We start from the raw sequence: 20987 nt of genomic DNA on the forward strand, positions 1-20987 counted from the left end.
TCCAACAAAACCCACGAGAAAGGTTCGATGTGACCAGAAAATTGCGCACCATGACCGGTGCTGTGCTCGCGGCCGCGGCCGTCCTGATGACGGCGTGCTCTGCGAATCCGACGACGTCGACGAGCGACGGTGAGGTTTCGGGATCCATCCGGTTCTCAATCTGGTTCGGTGAGGGGGATCGGGAGATGTGGGACAAGGTCATAGACGACTTCGAGTCCCAGAACCCCGGCACGGAGGTTGCCTTCGAGCCCCTGGAGTACGGCGCGTACTGGACGAGACTGAACACCCAGCTGGCCGGCGGCACTGCTCCTGACGTCATCGGGATGCAGTATCAGCAAGGCGTCCTCGGGCCGGAAGGTCAGCTCGAACCGCTCGGCCCGTCTCTCGGTGACGATTTCGCTCAGGTGCCCGAGACTCTCCTATCAGCGGGGATCACGGAGGTCGATGGCGAAGACCAGCAATACGCGCTGCCCTGGCGTTTCGTGGGAGGGTCGCTCTACGGGAATCTCTCCGCCATGGAAGCCGCCGGGGTCGAGATCCCCACCGAGGGTTGGACAGTGGATGAGTTCCTCGCAGCCGCACAGGCGCTCACCACCGACACCACGTATGGCACCTCTGTTCCGTCGCTGACCATGGCCACTTCCCTCGAATCGGCCTTCGGAGCCGCCCCCGTATCGGCTGACGGCAAGACTGCGACCTACGACACCCCGCAGATGCTGGAAGCGAAGACGTTCCTGCGCGACCTGGTGTGGAAGTACAAGGTCGCACCGCATCCTGCAGACCTCTCGACGCAGGCCGACCCGTTCGCGTCGGGCGCGGTCAACATGGCTTTCATGGGTAGTTGGATGTCGCCCGTCTATCGATCAATCGAGAACTTCGACTGGGATATCCTGCCCAACCCGAGCGGCTCTGTAGACGCGAAGAACTACGCCGGCCCCGACATGATCTCCGTGACGACAGGAAGCAAGAACAAGGCCCTTGCCGAAGCATTCGTCGAGTTCATCGTCTTCGACCAGACGGCACAGGAGCTCATCGGCCAAACGGGTGCCCCGGTGCTGACCGACTATCTGAACGATCCCGCGCGCATCGAGGCGGAAGCTGCAGAGAAGCCGTCGAACTACGGCTACTTCGTACAGCAGGCCAGTGACAACGGCGATCCGTGGACCTTCGCGCTTCCTCAGTCGCAGGAACTCGGCAAGCTCGAAGCCGATGCCGATTTCAAGATCCTCGCCTCAGCTGACTCCGACATCGCCGGCATCCTCGCGGAGCTTGACACCGCAGCTCAGGCCGAGCTCGACTCGTCCAACGAATGACGGTCGCCCAGAAGGGCGCTCGGCGCAGATCGAGCGTCGCCGGTGCGAGGGGGTGGACTCTCCTCTTCCTCGCCCCGGTGACGATCGGCATCGCCGTCGTCTACTACGCAGCGCTACAAGGGATCGCGCTCGGGTTCACCGACTGGAACGTCATCAGCGACCCCGAGGTGATCGGGCTGCAGAACTATCAGACGCTGGTGAACGATCCCCGCTTCTGGACGGCGATCCGGAACACAATGGGCATCGTCCTCATCACCGTCCCTGTGAAACTCGCCATCGGGCTCGTGTTCGCTCTCGCGCTCAACAGGGTGATCAGATTCGGCAACTTCTTCCGACTGGCCCTGTTCTTCCCTTTCACGTGCTCGGTCGTGGCGGTGTCATTCATCTGGAAGTACTTCTACGACGCCGATGGTGCTCTCAACCGCATCCGTGAGGCCTTCGGCTGGGGGAAGATCGCGTGGATGGACCCCTCCATCGCACTGTGGTCAGTCTCGGCAATGATCGTCTGGTCAGGCGTCGGATACATCGCTCTGCTGTTCCTGTCAGGTCTCCAGTCCATTCCTCGGCAGTACTACGAGGCAGCGATCATCGACGGAGCGGGCGCCTTCGCGCGATTCCGTCACATCACCTTGCCGTTGCTGACCCCCACGACATTCTTCCTCGTCGTGATCTCGCTCATCGCAGCGTTTCAGACCTTCGGCGAGGTGTACATCCTCGTCGGGCCGCTTGATTCGACCCTCACCCTCATGTCGTACATCTACGAACGCGCGTTCGCGGGTTTCGAGATGGGGTATGCCTCGGCCATCTCGGCGGTCCTGATCGGGCTCATCCTGATCGTCACCCTGGTACAGCTGTGGATGCAACGGAGGTGGGTCTCCTATGACAATTGATGTCGTTCAGACAGAATCCGATACCTCGCCGCGCGATTCCGCTCCGCCGCCGGTCAGGAGCAGGAGTCGGTCGCGGGGGCGCCGAGTGGAGGCGGCTCTCGCCTACTTCGTGCTCACGATCGGAGCGTTGCTGATCCTCGGTCCGTTCGTCGTCACGATCCTGACGAGCTTCCGCACGTCGGCCGACATGGCAGTCAATCCCGGCCTGTGGCCGGCGGAATGGACACTCGACAGTTACGTCACGGCCTTCACGGAGGTTCCGCTGGCGCGGATGATCCTCAATGGACTCTTCATCTCGACCGTCGCGACGGCCGGTGGACTGCTCGCCAGCCTCCTCGGCGCATTCGCTTTGGCCAAACTGAAGTTCCGGGGCCAGCGAACGTACTTCGGGCTCGTGTTGTTCACCCTCCTCATCCCAGGGACCGTCACTCTCATACCGCTCTACATCATCATCCGATCGCTCGGCCTCATCGATTCACCGTGGGCACTCATCCTGCCCCTGTGGACAGGCAGCGCCTTCGCGGTGTTCTTCCTGCGGCAACACCTCATGACGATGCCGGTCGAGCTGTACGAGGCCGCGATCTTGGATGGATGTTCTACCCCGGGGGTCGTCTTCCGCATCTTTCTCCCCCTCCTACGTGGACCTCTTAGTATCTTGGCAATCCTGAACTTCCTCGCGTCGTGGAACGATCTTCTCGGGCCGCTCGTATACCTCAGTTCGCCCGATCAAATGACACCGACGGTCGGATTGACGTACTTCCAAGGTCAGTACACGTCGAATCTCCCGGTCATCCTCGCCGGTGCACTCGTCATCGTGATCCCGACGACGATCATCTTCTTGCTCTTCAGCAGACAGGTCCGTGAGGGCCTCGCCATCTCAGGATTGAAATGAGGCCGTCATGGGCGTGATGTTGTCCGTCGCTGGTTCGATCGGCGAAGTGGTCCGAGCGGATGGCGCTGACGCCGTCGAAATCTCCCCGGGCACGTGGCAGGTGACGTGGGTTGAGGACGACCCAGAGATACTCACCTTCGATTACGCGGCGCACACCCTCACGATCCGCCCGTCCGACCTCCGGGCGGGCATCCCGATCGTCGTCCGCGGTGTCGATGTGGCGATCGTGTCGGGGGCAGACCCGACGTCGTTCGCAGAACATCGGGAGCGCGTGCACGGTGTGCGCGTCGACGACTCCTCGAGTCACCGCGAAGCGACCTTCGAGAGCGCTGCTGCCTCAGCGCGGAGCCTCCAGGTCCCTACCTGGCTCGGTCTCGGTCGGAACATCGAACTCTTCGCAGTGGGGTTCCGGGGAATCGGAGCCACCCGCCAGAGCGAATTGCTCTGGGACTGGATCGCTCCCCAATGGCACGGAGAAGGAGTGCCGATGCCCGAAGCCGACGATCAGCCGGTTCGTTACCAGTACATGGTGGGTCGCGGAATCAGTACGCAGCACGTCATCCGGCGGTCGCTGCAGGACGGATGCCTGCCGATCCTTCACGCGGAGATCGAGGATGGGCCCCTGACCTATCGGATCATCCAGTTCGTCGGCCCGCTCATCGGTTCGGCCGCGGAAGTCGAGGGAACTCCCTCTCTCGTGGCCGATACCCACTCCTTCGGCGCGACGTTGACGGATGAGCAACGAGACCACGCCAGACGCTTGGAGGCCGGCCGCGCCGCGAAGGACGCGCTTGTCTGCCACACTCGCATCGAGGTGACCAATCCCAGCGCCACGCCGCGATACGCCTTCCTCACGCTTCCGGTGCCGTTCGTCGGTGACTCTCACTTTCCCGTCGGCCACGAGTTCGACGCTGCCACAGGAACCGCGGCGTACACCAGCGGCCGCCGCTATCTGGCGGCGACGGTGGACGGAGACCCTGCAGGAGGCCCGCAGATCAGCCGGCTGCTCTATCCCGGTGAGTCCATGACTGTCGAGATGTGGATTCCGCACGAGCCCCTAGGGGTCGAGGACGCAGAACTCCTCTGCGCTCTTTCGAGCGATCTCATGAGGTCAGATGTCATCGAGCACTGGCGTGCGGCGTTGTCGCAGAACGCAGAGTTCGACCTACCCGACCGTCGGCTCACCGACATGGTTCGGGCCGGCTTCGCGCATCTCGACCTGATCACGTACGGCGACAGCGGCGGGGCGCTTGCTGCGACCGTGGGTTTGTACGCACCCATCGGTTCTGAGAGCTCACCCATCATCCTCACCTTCGATTCGCTCAACCGCCCGGACCTCGCAGAGCGGTCGCTCCAGTACTTCCTTGACAAGCAGCGACCCGACGGCTCAATTCAGAACTTCAACGGCTACATGCTGGAGACCCAAGCGGTGCTCTGGACACTCGGTGAGCACTACCGGTACGTGTGCGATGACCGATGGGCCGAGCAGATCGCCCCCGGAGTGATTCGGGCAGTCGACTTCCTCCGCCGGTGGCGTGAGGACAGCTCCTCCAGCCAGGGCGGTCTCCTCACCGGGAAGACCGCAGATCCTGACGACGAGACCGGCTCGTTCATGCTCAACGGCCTCGCGGCTGCGGCTCTTGTCCGCGCGGCGGAACTGATTCAGACGTGTGACCCAGAGCGTTCCGCATCGTGGCGCGGAGAGGCGGAGGCCCTCGTGGCAGACGTACTCGCAGCGCTTCACGACGCGGTCGCCGCCTCGCCACTCGTCCCTGTCGCAGACGGCCTCTGGACCAAGAGCGTTCCACCATGGCCGGGGTACCCGGGCGTGCTCGCGCTCAACCCCCTGCAGAACGAGTGGTACTCCCACGGCAGTGTCTCGCTCCGCGACAGTCTGCTCGGCCCGTTGTGGCTGGCCTTCTACGAGGTGTTGGACGTCGATGATCCCCTCGTCACCGACATGCTGCGCTATCAGGCCGACATTCTCTTCCACGAGAACCTGGCCTTCAGTCAGCCGTATTACAGTCCTCATCCCCGACTCCACCTCCTTCGTGGGGAGCGCGAGCAGTTCCTCCAGGCCTACTTCACCGGCATTGCGGGCCTCGCCGACCGCGAGACGTATTCGTTCTGGGAGCATCTGTACGGTCTCAGTCCGCACAAGACCCATGAGGAAGCCTGGTTCCTGATGCAGACGAGGTGGATGTTGTATCTCGAAGACGGCGATGTGCTTCGTCTTCTCGCCGGGATCCCGTCGTCCTGGCTGGAGCCGTCCCAGCACATCGGGCTCCACCGGGTATCGAGTCACTTCGGGGTCTTCGACTTCGATCTCACCGTCGACGAACGTGGCGAAGTCATTGAAGTGTCCTGGCTCTTCGCGTCGCCGGATCGGGCGCCCTCAGAACTACGAATCTCTTTGCCCGGAGTCGGTGAGGCGCTGGTGGACGGCGTGGCTGGAGGACATTTCGACCCCCTCGACCAGACGCTCGTCGTTCGCCTGTCCGGGGGCGCGACTCGTGGAAAACTCCTGCTCCCTCCGGCGAAATCATGATCACGGCTCGGCGTCTAGCGGTCGGTGGCTCCTCGAATCCGGTTCCGGAGTCCTCAGGTGCGCATTGGAGCGAGCGCGGCACCTGGGATGCGATGTGGATCACCTCGGTACAGCAGACCGAGGGCGTCTTCGGCTTCCGACTGAGCTTCAAGACAGCGCACCCTGAGCGACTCGTCTTGCACGTTTCGGCCGACGAGCGGTTCGAACTGTACCTGGACGGGCAGCTCCTCGACACGGGCCCGGGGCCGGCCGACCGTGTCGCGTGGGCCTTCGTTACGCTGGAAGCAGAGGTGCCCGCCGGACACCACCACCTCGCGGCTCGAGTCTGGCGCTTGGGTGATCGCGCTCCGTACTCCCAGATGAGTGCCCATCGTCTCGGGTTCATCCTTCAGAGCGAGGGTGTGAGCCCCCCTCTGCACACCGGACACGCGCCCTGGGTGGTTGCTCCACTCGCGGGCATCCGCTTCAGCGAGAGCGATTCGACCCGGGCGGCGGGATGGAACTCCCACTTCGACGGCAGCGCCTACCCCTCAGGGTGGGAGGTTGGCGAGGCTCGTGCCCAATTCGGTCCTCCCGTCGTTCTCGAGCGCGGACGGAGCGCACAGGACGCAAACGAATATTCACTGTCGACGCGGCTTCTCGTTCCCACCCGACTCCCGGCTCAGCAGCGCTCCTCGCGAGGCCTCGGAACCGTCCGAGCGGCAACATTTCTCGACCGTGACGCGGTCGCGGGCGACCACCTTCTGAGTGCACTCGTCGATCTGATCGAGAGCGGAAACGACACGGTCGTCCCGCCGGGCGTGGCCGTGGAGCTGATCTGTGACCTCGAGGACTACATCTGCGCTTACACCCGGCTCACGGCCGAAGGAGGTGAGGGGGCCCGTATAGGCGTGTGGTGGCAAGAGAGCTTGTACGAACACGACGGACAGAAAGGCAACCGGGACATCGTTGCGGGGAAGGTGTTTCCGGATGGCGAACGCAGTTCGGCGCCTGCCGGGCACACCTTCATCGCCGGGGGCGGACCCTGCTCGTTCTCGACACTGTGGTGGAATGCCGGTCGATACATCCGGTTCGTCGTCGACACCACCGGCGCGTCACACCCGACGAGGATCGCGGCATTGACACTTCTCGCGACCCGCTATCCCTATGACAGCCGCGCAGGAGTCGAGCCCTCTGATCCGGATCTCGCTTGGGTGGTGGAGGTGTGCACCCGCACCCTTCACAATTGCTCGCACGAGTCGATGATGGACTGCCCCTATTACGAGCAACTCCAGTACGTTGGGGACTCGCGAATGCAGGCGCTCCTCGCGTACGCCACAACAGACGACGACCGTCTCGCACGCGCTGCAATCGAAGCGTTCGATCGCAGCCGCTCCCTTCCTTCTGGCCTGACGGCGAGTCGATACCCCAGCCGGGTTCGTCAAGAGATTCCCGGCTTCTCCCTGTGGTGGGTGGCCATGGTGTACGACTTCGCCCTGTGGCGCGGGGATGAGGTGTTCGTCAGATCGATGCTCCCCGGCGTGCGAGCGGTGCTGGATGTCTTCTACGCACACCTTGATGGCGAAGGTCTCCTGAGGCCGCCGAACGGATGGCAGTTCGTCGACTGGGTCGACGACTGGGCGCAGGGCGTTCCGCCGGGGGCCCAGGCGGGGCAGCCGTACGCTCACCTGCAGTTCCAGTACGCCCTTGCCCTGGCGATGGGCGCGCAGGTGGAGGAATGGATGGGGGAACCTCACCTGGCGGAGATGCACACGGAGCGGAGGCGCCATGTGCTGAGCGCGGCCGAGAGGTTCTTCTGGGACGACCAGAGAGGGGTGTACGCCGACGATGTGGCGCACAGCGCGTTCAGCGAGCATGCTCAGGCTTTGGCCGTTCTCGCCGGGGCCGCTCACGGGTCTAAGGGGCTCGCGCGAGTGCTGACGGACGACCAGGCCGCAAAGGCCAGTCACTACTTCGCGTTCTACGTGATCGAGGCGCTCGGGGTCGTGGGTGACCACCGCCAGATCAGGGCACAACTGCAGCGTTGGACAGCTCTTCGCCCGACAGGTCTCCTGACCACGCCTGAGGAGCCTGAGCCCAGTCGTAGTGATTGCCACGCATGGTCGGCCCATCCGATCGTCCATCTCGCGACGACGGCTGTCGGAGTGAAGCCGGCGGCCCCGGGGTGGTCGAAGATTCGCATCAGCGATCCCGTGCGCGGAATCGGTGAGCTCCGAGTCTCGATCCCGACTCCGCGGGGTGTTCTCCACGCCGACTTCGTCGGGGGTTCCGCCGCCTACCGATGGCAAAACGGCGACCATCTCAGCTCCGATGACCTCATCAATCTCAGTTCCAGCACGTCTCAGCCAAGAAGGAGAGTTCAATGAAGAACCACATCAGAGTGCTCGGTGCGTTGAGCGCAGTGGGGGCTCTAGCCGCCACCATCGCCTTCGCGCCGAGTGCGGAGGCGGTCTATGTCGAACCGTCGGCACCAGATCGTCAGTTTCCCGTGGGGATATTCTTCCCGCCCGATCCGACACAGACGTCGGTCGAGGAGTACGCGAGGATCGCGGAGTTCGGTGCCAACTTCATCGTTGGGACCAACGAGGTCGTGACTCATGGAACCAACCTCCACGCTTTGGATGCCGCAGCAGCAAACGGAATCCAGGTACTCGCCCACGACTGGGGGCTCGTCTTCAGGACGGAACGGGTTCGGAGCGGGGCGGCCGGGGACGCGACACCGGTGCGACGCGACAACGTCGTCGGTCAGACGTTCTCGTTGCCGGCAGGGGCCGGTTGGACGGCCGGTGTCATCGGCGTTCCTGTCGACCGCGACAGCTGGAAGAGTCACGCACGCCTCAAGCTCTGCCTCTACGACACCCCGACCAAAGCGACGCTCTGGGGATGCGATACGGTGACCGGGCCGCCACCCACCGATCTCGCCGAATTCGCCGTCAATTCCCCAACGATCTCAGCGGCCAGCGCCTACCTCGAGTTGACGACACCCGACAACTACGACATCGCGGTGGAGGGTTCTGCCGCAGACAGCTACAGCGGTGGAGACAGGTACGTCAACGGCGCCGTCGAGACCGGGGACCTCGCCTTTGAGGTGCGACTGTCCACCACAGATCAGACGTTCACCGAGACGGCACGGCCGTCGGATGAGTACCTGGAGTCTTTGGTCGACGACTACTCCGACCATCCGGCCTTCCTGGGGTACCACATCAAGGACGAGCCGGCTCGCAACACCTTCCCGGCGGTCTCTGCAGCGATCGAGAAGCTCCGTGTCGAAGATCCGGACAACATGTCGTACGTCAACCTGCTTCCGACGTACGCTACGCAAGAGCAACTCTTCGGCGGGGCGCCGCAGGTGTCGACGGCAGACACTGTCTCGTCCACCCGCTCTGTAGGACAGACGTTCCGGACGCGCCCCGACCAGACGTCACTGACCTCCCTGCAGTTCTACATCGACAGCCGGAGTTCGATTCAGAGCGGGACCCCGCTGACCGTCACCCTGTGGGACTCGCCCGCCAAGGCCACCCAGGTGGCGCAGGGCAGCTTGACCTCATTCGGGACACCCGCGACCGACTTTCCGACCATTCCGATTTCGGCAGTGGTGACGCCATCGACCGACTACTACATCGAGCTGAGCTACGCCGGCACCAACGAAATCGGTGGTGTCGTTCATTCCCCGCTCGGAACCGAATGGGAGACCGACGGCACCGGATACCTGGCCGGAGCCGCCGCCGACTGGGATCTGTGGTTCGCTGTCGATCAGACGATCGTTCCGTTCAGCTACGAGGACTACGTCTACCGGTGGATGCGCACCAATCCCGACGTGCTCGTGTTCGATCACTACCCCTTCGTGAATGCCGAGATCAGAGGAGATTTCTACTCCAACCTCGAGATCATTCGTCGGCAGGCGAGCGAAGGCGATGTGCCGTTCTGGTCGTTCCTGCAATCCTTCGGCACCGAGGAGGGATGGCGCATCCCCTCCGAAGGCGACATGGCCCTGCAGTTCTACGCCAACCTCGCTTATGGGGCGAAGGGGCTCATCTACTTCACGTACTACACCCCGCCGGACCTCTCGTGGAACGAGAACTTCCTCGACGGGCTCATCCGCAGAGACGGGACCGAGAACGTGACCTATGCCTCGGGGCAGGCGAACAACTCTGTTGCCTCCGCCTGGGCGGACGTGCTCAACACCGCGGAATCGACGGGCGTCTACCACGTCGGTTCTGTCCCGTCGGGCTCACTCGGAGTTCCGTCTTCGTTCGCGCTGCAGCCCACATCGACGGGTACCGCACTCGTCGGGGCGCTCAGTAACGCCGATGATCAGTATGTGATGGTCGTCAATAAGAACAACGTCGAGTCGCAGACCATATCCTTCAGTGTCGCTGGATCGCCGACATCGTTGGACGAGGTCTCGAAGCTAGACGGGAGCCTGGCGCCGGCGAGTGGCTACACAGCCTCCTCCGGTACGCTGCAGGTTACGCTGCAGCCAGGTGAGGGGCGTCTGTTCCGCTTGCCGTAGGGAAAGTACACACAGGGGTCCTCTGCAAATCGGGAGACCCCTGTGTGCGCTGCACATCAGAGCACGATTTCCGCCGGAATGCCCGGCACGCCCTCAGAGCCCCAGCACGCGCTCCAGGTACGGGTTGCGGAAGCGGCGCTCCGGGTCGAGGGCGTCGGCGAGGGCCGCGAAGCGGGGGAGGGACGGATAGAGGGGCGCGATGGTCGCGGCGTCGGCGGCGAACCACTTGCCCCAGTGCGGGCGGGCCTCGAAGGGGGCGAGTGCCTCCTCGAGTTCGGGGAGCAGCTCCCGCACGGAGTCGGGCTGGTTCTTCCACGTGAAGTGCAGGGCGACCGAGTCGACGCCGCGCGTCGGGCTCAACCACTGCGCATCGCCCGCCACGGTGCGGATCTCCGACACCAGCAGGTGGGGCCGGATGCGCGCCCCGAGCGCCCGCACCGCTGAGATGGCGGAGACGGTGACGGCCCGGTCGACGAAGTACTCCGTCTGGATCTCGTCGCCGTTCGAAGGCGTCGCATCGATGCGGAAGTGGGGGAGGCGCTCACACCACGGCCCGACGACACCACCCTGCACCGTCGTGTTGTCGTGCCCCTCGTCGGCCGGCGACATCACCTTCTCACCCGCCGAGACCGCGCCGAAGTAGCCGAGACCCGGGTCGATCGCGGGCGTGAGAGGCGCCTCCGACGACGACACCACCGACTTCACCCACACCTGGTGCGGCCCGGATTCTCGCCAGTCGGTGAACAGGCTCACCGAGTACGCGCCGCCCATCACGGCGTCGAAGTCGGACTCGACCGACGACCACGGGAGATCGAGATAGACGTCTTGGCGCATCCGGTAACTCGGCACGATGCGGAGGGTCAGTCGCGTCACGACGCCGAGTGCGCCGAGGGCGATGACGGCACCCGGGAAGCGCTCCGGGTCGCCGCTCTCGGTGAGGGTGACGAGTGAGCCCGAACCGTCGATCAGCTCGACGCCGACGACCGCCGCCGAAAGGTTGCGGTTGCGCTCGCCCGATCCGTGGGTGCCGGTGGCCGTCGCTCCTCCCACCGAGATGTGGGGCAGCGAGCCCATGTTCTCGAGCGCCCACCCGTGCTGCTCGAGGTGGGTGGCGAGGGCGGCGTAGCGGGTGGCTGAACCGACGGTGACGGTTCGCGCATCCGGGTCGATCTCGATCGAGGCCTCGTCTCCCGAGAGGGCGGCGAGGCTCAGCAGCAGCCCGCCCTCGCCGGGGTCGGCGATGTCGTTGAAGGAGTGGCGCGAGCCCAACGCGCGCACCCGAGAAGCGGATGCGACCAGCCGCTGCGCCTCGGCGATCGAGGCTGGTTCGGCCAGGCGATCGGCGGCATAGCGGTGGGTGCCGGCCCAGTTGTCGCCGGGCGACCCGGCGGCCCCATCGGCGCCGCCCGCCGGTGCGGCCGCCCCGCCCGAACGTGCGCCCTGCGCGGCGACCCCGCCCGCCTCAGCCACGGTTCTGCCCCGTGCCGTGCACCGCGTGGGGTTCGATCGCGGCGATCTCCTCGGCCGTCAGTGGCGCCGCAGCCAGCGCCGCCACGTTCTGCTCGAGCTGCGCCACGCTCGACGCGCCGATGAGCGCCGAGGTCACCTGAGGGTGCCGAAGCACCCAGCTCAGGGCGAGCTGCGCCAGTGTCTGGCCTCGCGATGCCGCGATCTCGTCGAGCGCACGCGCGTGACCGAGGTACTCCTCGTCGATGCCTTTCTCGGAGAGGAAGTGCGAGGTCGCCGCCCGTGAGTCGGAGGGCACGGTGCCGTCGAGGTAGCGGTCGGTGAGCAGACCCTGCGCGAGGGGCGAGAAGACGATCGAGCCGGCGCCCACCTCGTCGAGCACGGGGAGCAGCCCGTCTTCGATGTGCCGGTCGAACATCGAGTAGCGGGGCTGATGGATGGTGAGCGCGATCTTGTGCTCGGCCAGCAGTCGCGCGGCCTCACGGGTCTGCTTGGGCGAATAGTTCGACACGCCGACGTAGAGGGCGCGGCCCGACTGCACCGCGGTGGCGAGCGCGCCCATCGTCTCCTCGAGCGGGGTCTCGGGGTCGAAGCGGTGCGAGTAGAAGATGTCGACGTAGTCGAGCCCGAGCCGCCCGAGCGACTGGTCGAGCGAAGCGAGCAGGTTCTTGCGCGAGCCCCACTCCCCGTAGGGCCCCTCCCACATGTGGTAGCCGGCCTTCGACGAGACGATGATCTCGTCGCGGTAAGGGGCGAGGTCTTCGGCGAAGATCCGGCCGAAGTTCGTCTCGGCGGAGCCGGGGGGCGGGCCGTAGTTGTTGGCGAGGTCGAAGTGGGTGACGCCGAGGTCGAAGGCGCGACGGATGATCGCCCGCTGAGTCTCGATCGGCCGCTCGTGGCCGAAGTTGTGCCAGAGGCCGAGCGAGAGGCCCGGCAGCTTCAGCCCGCTGCGCCCTGAGCGCTTGTAGAGCATGTCGTCGTAGCGGGAGGGGGACGCGAGGTACGGCTGGTCGGTCACCTACCGATCATGCCACGCAGGGTGGGAGCGGGTGCCGATCGCCGGAACTATTCAGTTGCGCTGTATATCGGTCGACTGTACAGTTGAACTGAGGAAGAGAGGTCGTCATGAGGGATCCATACCTGCCGCTCACCGAGACGGTCGCGTACACGCTGCTGGCGTTGGTCGAGCCCGGCCACGGGTACGCGGTGATGGCGCGGGTGGAGTCCATGAGCGACGGGGAGGTGAGGCTCGCGCCGGGCACGATGTACGGCGCCCTCGAGAACCTCGAGAAGCAGAAGCTGATCGCGCGGGTGGCGAATGCCGACGCGCGTCGCAAGGTCTACCAGATCACCGAACTCGGATACCGGACACTCGCCCGAGACGCCGAACGCATGGCACATCTCGTGAGCCTGTTCGAGAACACCCGCGGCGACGCGAGCGCACGGGACGAGAAGGAGGAGCAACGATGAGCACGTCATTCAAGATCTTCGCCGACTTCGACAAAGAGGAGCGGTGGCTCAACCAGCAGGTGGCCGAGGGGCGCCTCGTGAGCAAGGCGGGCCCGTTCTACCGCTTCGCCCCGATCGAACCCGGTTCGGCCGTGGTGCGCGTCGACTACCGGCCCACCATGAGTGCAGCCGACTTCGACGACTACGTCGCCCTCTTCACCGACTCGGGCTGGCGACACCTCGCCGGCACCCGCACGAGCGGCACGCAGTACTTCGCCGCCTCGGCCGAGCGTGCCGACACCGAGATCTTCTCCGACACCTCGTCGAGGGCGTTGCGCTACCGCCGGGCCCTCGGTGTCACCGGCGGCATCGCGGCTCTGTACCTGCTCCTGGTGTTCGTGCTCGTCGTCTCGGGCAACGGCGTCTTCTCCTCCCTGTTCACGCCCGGCGACTGGTATCTCACCCCGGGTCTCTGGCAGAAGGAGGGCTGGGCCTTCGTCGGTGCATTCCTCTTCGAGACCCCGTTCGTCATGCTCCGCCTCGGCGGGCCGGTGCTGCTCGTCGTGGCCTGCGGCGTCATGCTCGCAACGGTCGCCCACCAGTGGCGGTTGTACCGCCGTGCCTCGGCGGTCGGCCGGACGGCCTAGCTCACAGGCGCTCCGAGGTGCACGCGGGATGCTCGGCGAAGAGCGCCCCGAGCGCGAGCGCCGCGGGCTTCGGCCGCCCCCACCAGTCGAGCAGTGCAAGACTCACCGCGCACGGGAACGAGTCGTGCCCGAGCCACACCACGAATCCCGCGCACGACGGGAAGCGCTCGAGGGTGGTGCGGGCGGCGTAGCCGAGCAGGCGTGCCTGGCGTTCGGCGCTCTCGGCGACCCACTCCTCCACCTGCTGGGCCGGGTCGGCGGAGTCGAAGCGGGTGAGCCACCAGCCCGAGGAGTGCGTCCAGCGCTGCCGCAGCGCTGCTCGGTCGGGCGCGTCGAGCAGGTCCATGGCGGCGAGCAGGTCGAGCGGGCTCGCGCCCGCCACCCCTACCTCCGAGCGCAGCACCGCATCGTCGCCGTTCCAGTAGGCGCGCCACTCTGCGTCGTCGCCCGAGAATTCCCAGGGGCCGTGCACGTCGTGGTGGAGGCCGAGGCCGAACTCGCGTGCATCCGCTTCGAATCGCGGCCCGGTGGGCGAGGTCGCCACCGAGCGCCGGCCCGGGTCGGCGGCCTCGAGTGCATCGCGGGCGGCGGCGAGGGCTGGGTGCCCGAAGTCGAGGGGGGCGCCGGGAACCGCCGGGGCCGTCACCCGGGTGAGTTCGTTGCCCCCACCCCAGAGGGCCAGGCTCGGGTGGTGGGAGAGCCGCTCGGCGTAGGAGGTCGCGATGGCGGCCAGTTCGGCGGCGAACACGTCGTCGGCAGGGGGCTCGTTGTCAAGCCCCGATGAGCTGAGCGGCAGCTCCTGCCAGACCAGCAGCCCGAGCTCGTCGCAGAGCTCGTAGAAGACCTCCCGCTCGGCGCCGGCCCCTCCCCACACGCGGATGAGCGTGAAGCCCAGGTCGCGGTACGCCGTGAGGCGCGTGCGGTACTCCTCGTCGCCGACGTCGGCGAAGTCGGGCCGGATCGGCACCCAGTTCACCCCGGCGAGGAACACCGGCGACCCGTTCACGACGCAGAGCCAATGGTCGGCGGCGGCGGGGGCAGCGGATGTCGCCTCCCACCGCAGCTCGCGGAACCCCACCCTGCGGCGCAGTTCGTCGAGCACGGTGCCGTCGGCCGCGAGGAGACGCACGAGCACCTCGTAGAGCCCCTGCCCGTTCTTCGGCCGCACCTGCCAGAGCGCGGGATCGGGCACCTCCAGCACTCCGCCGGCTGAGCCCAGTCGCGCGGTCGCCGCGGCGGATGCGGGGGTGCTCTCGCCTTCGACCGGCACCGTCTCGACGGCAGACACCGTCACGTCGAGCCAGAGTTCCGGGTCGATGCCGTCGCCCCCGTCACGCTCGAGGTGCACCCTGCCGACCCGCGCATCCGTGTCGTACCCGGCGCTCACCCGCAGCCCGTCGAGCGACGCCCCGACCGGCCCCAGCTCGAGCACGGGCGGGGCGGTGATGGCGGTCTGCACGATGCGCGGCGTCCAGTCCCAGCCGTAGTAGAACCGCGGCTTCCAGTCGCGGATGCGCGACGACCAGCCGTTCTGCCCCAACCCGTCGGGCACGGTCGTGAAGACGATCGAGAGCGTCGACCCACCGGCACGCACGGCGTCGGTCAGGTCGAAGCGGTGCGGCGTGAACGAGCCCTCGAAAGTGCCGACGACGGCCTCGTCGACGAGCACGGTTCCGGCGTGATCGAGGCCGGGGCAGACGAGTTCGACGAGGTCGTCGGGATGCTCGTCGAGCCACACGGAGGCCTCGGCGGGGAGGGGGCGGCTGTACGTCCAGTGCCGGTGCTCGATCCACTCACTGAGGCGCGACTGCTCACCGTGCCAGGGCGCTACGGCGAGGCCCGCTGCGGTGAGCGCGCCGCGCACCGAGCCGGGCACCGTCGCCGGGGCGGGCCCCGCATCCGGGTTCTGCACCTTCGCGCGCTCGGGGGTGAGGCCGAGCTCCCAGTCGTTCTGCCGCCACCCGCGCAGCTCCCAGGTGCCGGAGACATCGAGGCGCAGCCGGCGCTCAGGCATCGGCCGCGCCCGAACCACTCGCGGCACGTGTGCCGGCCCCGTCGGCGCCACCCGCGCCGTCGCCCGCAGACGGTTCCGTCGCCTTGTAGAAGTACAGCTCCCGGCTGTACTCGGCGGCATCCCACCCCTGCGCGAAGTACAGCTCGCCACCGAACTCGGCGAGGCCGCCCCAGGCGAGCGACCCGCCGCGGTGCAGCTCGCGCTGGGTGAAGGGCGCGTCGACGCTGTAGAGCGCCTGGCCCGCGGCGAGCTCGCCCTCGGCGTCTTGGTAGAAGAAGTCGAGCACCAGGTCGCCCGAGTCGTCGTGCCCGGTGACGGCGCAGGCCACCTCGAACAGGGTGCCTCCCCACTCGCCGAGGTCGAGGTACTCCTGTGGCTCGAACCGCCAGGTCACCAGGTCGTCGGAGCGGCCCACGTAGCGCACGCCGTTGCAGCCCTCGGAGAGGTACATGAGGTACTCGCCGCCGATGCGCACCGCCTCGCCCTTGGTGTTGCGCGGAATGACCGCACCCTTCACCCAGAGCCTCGTGATCTCGTACGGCACGACGACGCCGCGCTTCTCCCAGTGCACCAGGTCGTCGGAGACGGCGACCATGATGTCGCAGCCGATGCCCTCGAGCGGGTGGCCGAAGGAGGGGTAGCGCTCGTTCTCCTCGGTGCCCTCGAAGTCCCAGATGCCGTTGTAGAACAGCACGTAGCGCCCGTCGTCGCGCTTGTAGATCTTCGGGTCTTCGACGCTCAGCACCTCGTTGTCGCGGGTGGGGTAGACGATCGGGTTGCCCGGGTCGTCGACCCAGCCGCCCGCCGCCGTGTAGCTCGCGTGGCCGATGCGGCTGCACATCGACTCCTTGCGGGGGGATGCGCGGTAGAACAGGTGCAGCGTGTCGCCTTCGACGAGCAGCGACGGGTTGAACACGAAGCCGTCCTTCCAGCCGATGCCGGTGGGGTCGGGCCACTCCCCGGGCTGGGTGAAGGTGAGCGAGTCGTCGCGCCGGAACGGGCCGATCGCCCAGTCGGGGCGGTCGGGGTAGACGGCCGAGAACTGGTCGGTGGTGATGTAGGAGATGAGCGGGTCGTCGAAGCGGGTCGCGGTCTCGTAAGCGGCGCGCAGCAGCTCGGTGGAGATCGGGTGCATGGGTGGTTCCTATCCTTTGACGGCCGAGCCGACGTCGGTCGACACGAAGTGGCGCTGGAAGACGATGAAGAGGATGACGACGGGTGCCGCGAGCACGACAGCGCCGGCGAGCACCGCCCCGTAGGGGTTGGCGGTGGAGGCCGCCACGTTCGTCACGTAGTTGGCGAGCGAGACGGCGAGCGGCTGCATCGCCGCGTCTTTGGTGATGAGGAAGGGCCAGAGGAACTCGTTCCACGGCCCGATGAAGGTGAGCAGCACCGCCGTCACGAGTGCCGGCCGCACGAGCGGCAGGGCCACCCGCCAGAGCAGCTTCAGTTCACCCGCCCCGTCGATGCGCGCGGCGTCGAAGAGCTCGCGCGGCAGCTGCAGGAAGTACTGCCTGAAGATGAGCACCGCCGTGGAGTTGATGGCGAAGGGCAGGATCATGCCGAGATAGTTGTCGCTCAGCCCGTAGTTGCGTGCGATGAGCACGTAGAGCGGAATCATGAGCAGCTGGAACGGCACCACCTGCACCAGCAGCACCAGCGCGAAGGTCGCCCCGCGCCCGCGCCACGTGAGGATCGCCAGCGCATACCCGGCGAGCACTCCGAACACCACGGTGAACAGCACGACGCCGCCGGTGAAGATGCCGGAGTTCACGAGGCCCGCCAGAAGATCGATGCGACTGTTGATGGCCTCGTAGTTCTGCGTGGTGAGGTTCCCCGGCGAGGGGAACGCGCCCGCCACCGAGGTGTCGGGGCTGGCCTGGAGCGAGCCGACCACCATGTAGTAGAAGGGGAAGAGGAAGACCACCGCCCCGAGGCCGAGCACGACCGCTCTGAGTGCGATCTGCATCCTGGTCATTCGTCTCTCCCTCCGGCGAAGCGGCGCTGCAGCAGCGCCACGATGAGCACGGCGATCGTGAGCACGATGCCGAGGGCGGCGGCGAAGCCGGGATGCCCCTGCTGGATGCCGCGCTGGTACATGATGAGCACCGGCGAGGCTGAGGCACCGTTCGGGCCGCCACCCCCGGTGAGCAGGTAGGGCTCGGTGAACAGGTTCGCCCCGATGACGGTGGAGAGCATGAGCACCAGAACCGTGGCCTGTCTGACGCCAGGGACGGTGACGGAGAAGAAGCTCCGCACTGCCCCGGCGCCGTCGGTGGAGGCCGACTCGTACAGCTCGCGCGGCACGTTCTGCAGCGCCGCGAGGTAGAGCAGGATGTAGAACCCGAGCTGCTTCCAGGTGACGAACAGGGCGATGGTCGGCATGGCGAGAGTCGGGTTGACCAGCCACGACGGATCGGGTGCGAGCGGCCCCAGGATGTTGTTCACCAGTCCGTCGCCGCCGAACAGGAACAGCCACACCCCCACCAGCGCCACGCTCGCCGTGACGTAGGGCACGTAGTAGCTCACCCGGAGGAAGGTGCGCAGGTGCACCACCCGGTTCAGCGCGGTGGCCAGCACGATCGACAGCACCACGGTGAGCGGCACGTTGATGACGAGGAACACCAGCACGTTGCCGAACGACTGCAGCACGGCGGGGTCGGTGAGCACGGCGACGTAGTTGTCGAAGCCCACGAAGGGCTTCTCCACGTCGACCCCGGGTGCGGTGAAGAAGTAGTCGAAGAACGACATGTACACCGCGAAGCCGAGCGGGTAGGCGAATACCACCGCCGCGAACACCAGGTAGGGGGCACCGAACAGCCAGCCGATGGGCTGGGCGCCGAGGAGGCGCTTCATACGATCACCCCTGGTCGGCGAGGCCGTCGATCTTCGCCGCCGCGTCGTCGAGGGCCTTCTTCACGTCGCCGTCGCCGCTGATGATCGCGCTCGTGTAGGCGTCGCGGAGTGCCTGCATCATGGCCACTGCCTCCGGGTCGGTGGGGTCTTCGACCGTGCGGGCCGCCTGGTCGCCGAACACCTCGTACGACGGGTTCGCCGCGAAGTAGTCGGAGTAGGTGGTGGCGAGGTCGGTGCGCAGCGGCATCTGGCCGGTGACCTCGAGCAGCTGACCGTCCTGCTCCTCGCTGGTGGCGAACTTCAGCACGTCCCACGCGGTGCCCTGGTTCTCGCACGAGCTGTACATGCCCACCGACTTGGCGTCGGAGAAGGTGTAGGTCTCGTCGGCGGGAGTGCCGTTCTCGGTGGGAACGGGAACGACGCCCCAGTTCTTGATGGTCTCGCCGTAGTAGGCGATGGCCCAGGGTCCGACGATCGCCATGGCGGCCTTGCCGTCGACGAAGGCGTCGCCCTCGTACTTCTCCTTGCCGGCGAGGTCGTCGGCGTAGACGCTGCGCCAGAAGTCGCCCACGGCGTAGCCCGCGTCGTCGGCGAAGGTCGCCTTGCCGTCTTCGACGATCTGCTGGCCGCCGGTCTGCGCGGCGAACAGCGGGATGTAGTCGAAGTTCGGCTGGAAGAACTCGCTGGTGGGCGAGGGGTTGATGGCGTAGTCGGCGGCGCCCGAGTCGACGATCTGCTTCGCCGAGGCGAGGAACTCGTCGTAGGTCGACAGCGAGGGGTTCTCGGGGTCGAGTCCGGCGGCGGAGAACAGATCCTTGTTGTAGAAGATCATGACGGGGTTCGACTTCCAGGGCAGCTGGTAGTAGTCGCCGTCGGCCGACTTGTACTGGTCGGCGGTCGCGCCGCTGCGCTCCTCGATGTAGGAAGCGCCGTCGGAGAACGACGACAGGTCGACGAGGCCGCCCTGCTTCTGGAACTGCCCGGTCGCGGCCGGGAGGTTGTTGAACACCAGGCACGGGGTGGTGCCTGCAGTGATCGCGGCGGTGATGACCTCTTCGCTGCTCTTGCCGGCGGGGATCTCCTGAGCCGAGATCTCCTCGTCGGGGTGCTCGGCGTTCCAGGCCTCCACCATCTGCTTGCCCCACTCCACCTCGGCGGCGTTGTTGGAGTACCAGATGGTGATGGGGCCGCGCGCCGTGGTGGCGTCGGAGGCCTCGCCCCCTCCGCCGCTGCTGCAGGCGGTGAGGCTGAGTGCTGCCGCCGCCGTGGCGGCGAGGACTGCTGTGCGGGTGCGTCGTTGCACGGGTGTCTCCTATCTCGTCGACGGTGCGACCGTCGGTGGTGGTGCGATGGAACCGCGGGGGATGAAGGCCGCGGCGGGGAGCGTGACATCGTCGGATGCCCCGGTCTCGATGAGGGTGAGCAGCGACCGGGCCGCGGCTCGCCCCCACTCGGCCGGGTCGTTGCCGACCGTGGCGAGCGGGGGGAAGAGGTAGCGCGACATCTCCGAACCGTCCATGCCGGTGATGGAGAGGTCGTCGGGGAGGCGCCGCCCGAGCTCCTGGGCCACCGCCATGCCGGCGATGGCCATCGGGTCGTTCGCGAACACGATGGCGGTGGGCGGGTTCTCGGAGGAGAGCAGGGCGTGCGTCGCCTGCGCCCCGGCGTCGGGGGAGAAGTCGGCGGCGACCACGACCGCTTCACCACCACGGCTCGTCACCGCCTCGGCGAACTGGTCGCGGCGGCGGGTGCCGTGCAGCATCCGGTCGTCTCCTGCGACGTGGGCGATGCGCACGTGCCCGAGGTCGCGGAGGCGCTCCACCACGGCGTCGATGCCGTGACCGTAGTCGCGGTCGATGACGGGGAAGACGCTCGGCACGTCGGGGCGGCCGAGCGTGACGGCGGGGAGGCCGAGGCCGTCGAGCAGCGAGATGCGTGGGTCGGCGTGGCGGAGGTCGGTGAGGAAGACGCCGTCGACGCGGCTCTCGGCGGCGAGCTTGCGGTAGGTGGCGAGCTCGCGTTCCTCGTCGGGAACGACGCTCAGCACCATGACGCGCCCCGCGTCGGCGAGCACCGACTCGACGCCCGAGATGAAGGCGGGGAAGAAGGGGTCGGAGCCGATGATGGTGGGGTCGCGCAGCACCACCAGCCCGAGCGCGTAGGCGGTGCGGGTGGTGAGCGATCGGGCGTTCGGGTTCGGGCTCCAGCCGAGCTCGGCGGCGGCGGTGAGGATGCGCTCGCGGGTTCCCGCGGAGACGCCCGGGCGGCCGTTGAAGACGAACGAGACGAGGCCCTTCGAGACGCCGGCCTGCTGGGCCACGTCGCTGATGGTCGGCTTCCTGCTCACCTTCACCTGCCTCCTCGTCGAGTCCGGCGCGGGCCGTCAGCCCTATACCGG

At 66.7% G+C, this 20987-nt stretch carries 16 protein-coding genes; 8 read left to right on the forward strand and 8 right to left on the reverse strand.

The window, feature by feature from the left end; all coding sequences use genetic code 11:
* The first annotated feature begins 29 nt into the window (after positions 1–29).
* From ABFY20_RS01695 to ABFY20_RS01720, 6 genes are all read left to right on the forward strand, one after another.
* Positions 30–1313, forward strand: coding sequence for a sugar ABC transporter substrate-binding protein (locus tag ABFY20_RS01695; protein WP_368498221.1), 1284 nt, complete (start codon positions 30–32; stop codon positions 1311–1313).
* A complete protein-coding gene (locus tag ABFY20_RS01700; RefSeq protein WP_368498222.1) occupies positions 1310–2203 on the forward strand; it encodes a carbohydrate ABC transporter permease in 894 nt (297 codons plus the stop codon). The genes ABFY20_RS01695 and ABFY20_RS01700 overlap by 4 nt, the downstream gene beginning before the upstream one ends.
* Positions 2193–3095 carry a carbohydrate ABC transporter permease gene (locus ABFY20_RS01705; RefSeq protein ID WP_368498223.1) on the forward strand — a complete coding sequence of 301 codons (903 nt, stop codon included), beginning with the start codon at positions 2193–2195 and terminating at the stop codon, positions 3093–3095. Before ABFY20_RS01700 ends, ABFY20_RS01705 begins: the two co-directional genes overlap by 11 nt.
* A gap of 7 nt (positions 3096–3102) precedes the next feature.
* Complete coding sequence (locus ABFY20_RS01710; RefSeq protein WP_368498224.1) at positions 3103–5643, forward strand: hypothetical protein; 2541 nt, start codon at positions 3103–3105, stop codon at positions 5641–5643.
* Between the two features lie 92 nt (positions 5644–5735).
* Positions 5736–8009, forward strand: a complete 2274-nt coding sequence (locus tag ABFY20_RS01715; protein ID WP_368498225.1) for a hypothetical protein — start codon at positions 5736–5738, stop codon at positions 8007–8009.
* The gene (locus ABFY20_RS01720; protein WP_368498226.1) at positions 8006–10156 is read left to right on the forward strand and encodes a hypothetical protein; all 2151 of its coding nucleotides are present in this window, start codon (positions 8006–8008) and stop codon (positions 10154–10156) included. Before ABFY20_RS01715 ends, ABFY20_RS01720 begins: the two co-directional genes overlap by 4 nt.
* A 93-nt stretch (positions 10157–10249) precedes the next feature.
* Here the strand turns inward: ABFY20_RS01720 and ABFY20_RS01725 are convergent, their stop codons facing one another.
* Both ABFY20_RS01725 and ABFY20_RS01730 read right to left on the reverse strand, forming a co-directional pair.
* Positions 10250–11626 carry an FAD-binding protein gene (locus ABFY20_RS01725; RefSeq protein ID WP_368498227.1) on the reverse strand — a complete coding sequence of 459 codons (1377 nt, stop codon included), beginning with the start codon at positions 11624–11626 and terminating at the stop codon, positions 10250–10252.
* Positions 11619–12596, reverse strand: a complete 978-nt coding sequence (locus ABFY20_RS01730) for an aldo/keto reductase (RefSeq protein ID WP_368499847.1) — start codon at positions 12594–12596, stop codon at positions 11619–11621. Before ABFY20_RS01730 ends, ABFY20_RS01725 begins: the two co-directional genes overlap by 8 nt.
* Positions 12597–12748: 152 nt before the next feature.
* On the opposite strand from ABFY20_RS01730, the gene ABFY20_RS01735 reads away from it, so the two are divergent.
* Entirely contained in the window at positions 12749–13093 is a 345-nt protein-coding gene (locus ABFY20_RS01735; RefSeq protein ID WP_368498228.1) for a PadR family transcriptional regulator, read from the forward strand.
* Positions 13090–13719 carry a DUF2812 domain-containing protein gene (locus tag ABFY20_RS01740; RefSeq protein ID WP_368498229.1) on the forward strand — a complete coding sequence of 210 codons (630 nt, stop codon included), beginning with the start codon at positions 13090–13092 and terminating at the stop codon, positions 13717–13719. Before ABFY20_RS01735 ends, ABFY20_RS01740 begins: the two co-directional genes overlap by 4 nt.
* Position 13720: 1 nt before the next feature.
* Here ABFY20_RS01740 and ABFY20_RS01745 read toward each other — a convergent pair whose 3' ends face one another.
* Genes ABFY20_RS01745 through ABFY20_RS01770 form a run of 6 tightly spaced genes read right to left on the reverse strand, consistent with a single transcriptional unit; the run spans position 13721 to position 20936 of the window.
* A complete protein-coding gene (locus ABFY20_RS01745; RefSeq protein ID WP_368498230.1) occupies positions 13721–15733 on the reverse strand; it encodes a hypothetical protein in 2013 nt (670 codons plus the stop codon).
* Positions 15726–16868: a hypothetical protein gene (locus tag ABFY20_RS01750; RefSeq protein WP_368498231.1), complete on the reverse strand. Its 1143-nt coding sequence runs from the start codon at positions 16866–16868 to the stop codon at positions 15726–15728. Before ABFY20_RS01750 ends, ABFY20_RS01745 begins: the two co-directional genes overlap by 8 nt.
* Before the next feature lie 9 nt (positions 16869–16877).
* Positions 16878–17711 carry a carbohydrate ABC transporter permease gene (locus tag ABFY20_RS01755; RefSeq protein WP_368498232.1) on the reverse strand — a complete coding sequence of 278 codons (834 nt, stop codon included), beginning with the start codon at positions 17709–17711 and terminating at the stop codon, positions 16878–16880.
* A complete protein-coding gene (locus ABFY20_RS01760) occupies positions 17708–18589 on the reverse strand; it encodes a carbohydrate ABC transporter permease (RefSeq protein ID WP_368498233.1) in 882 nt (293 codons plus the stop codon). The genes ABFY20_RS01755 and ABFY20_RS01760 overlap by 4 nt, the downstream gene beginning before the upstream one ends.
* Before the next feature lie 4 nt (positions 18590–18593).
* Positions 18594–19892 (reverse strand): extracellular solute-binding protein, encoded by a 1299-nt coding sequence (locus ABFY20_RS01765; protein ID WP_368498234.1) that lies wholly within the window; start codon positions 19890–19892, stop codon positions 18594–18596.
* Between the two features lie 9 nt (positions 19893–19901).
* On the reverse strand, positions 19902–20936 hold the full coding sequence (locus ABFY20_RS01770; protein WP_368498235.1) for a LacI family DNA-binding transcriptional regulator: 1035 nt from the start codon (positions 20934–20936) through the stop codon (positions 19902–19904).
* Positions 20937–20987: the final 51 nt, after the last annotated feature.

This window comes from Herbiconiux sp. A18JL235 (assembly GCF_040939305.1).
Classification (GTDB): Bacteria; Actinomycetota; Actinomycetes; order Actinomycetales; family Microbacteriaceae; genus Herbiconiux.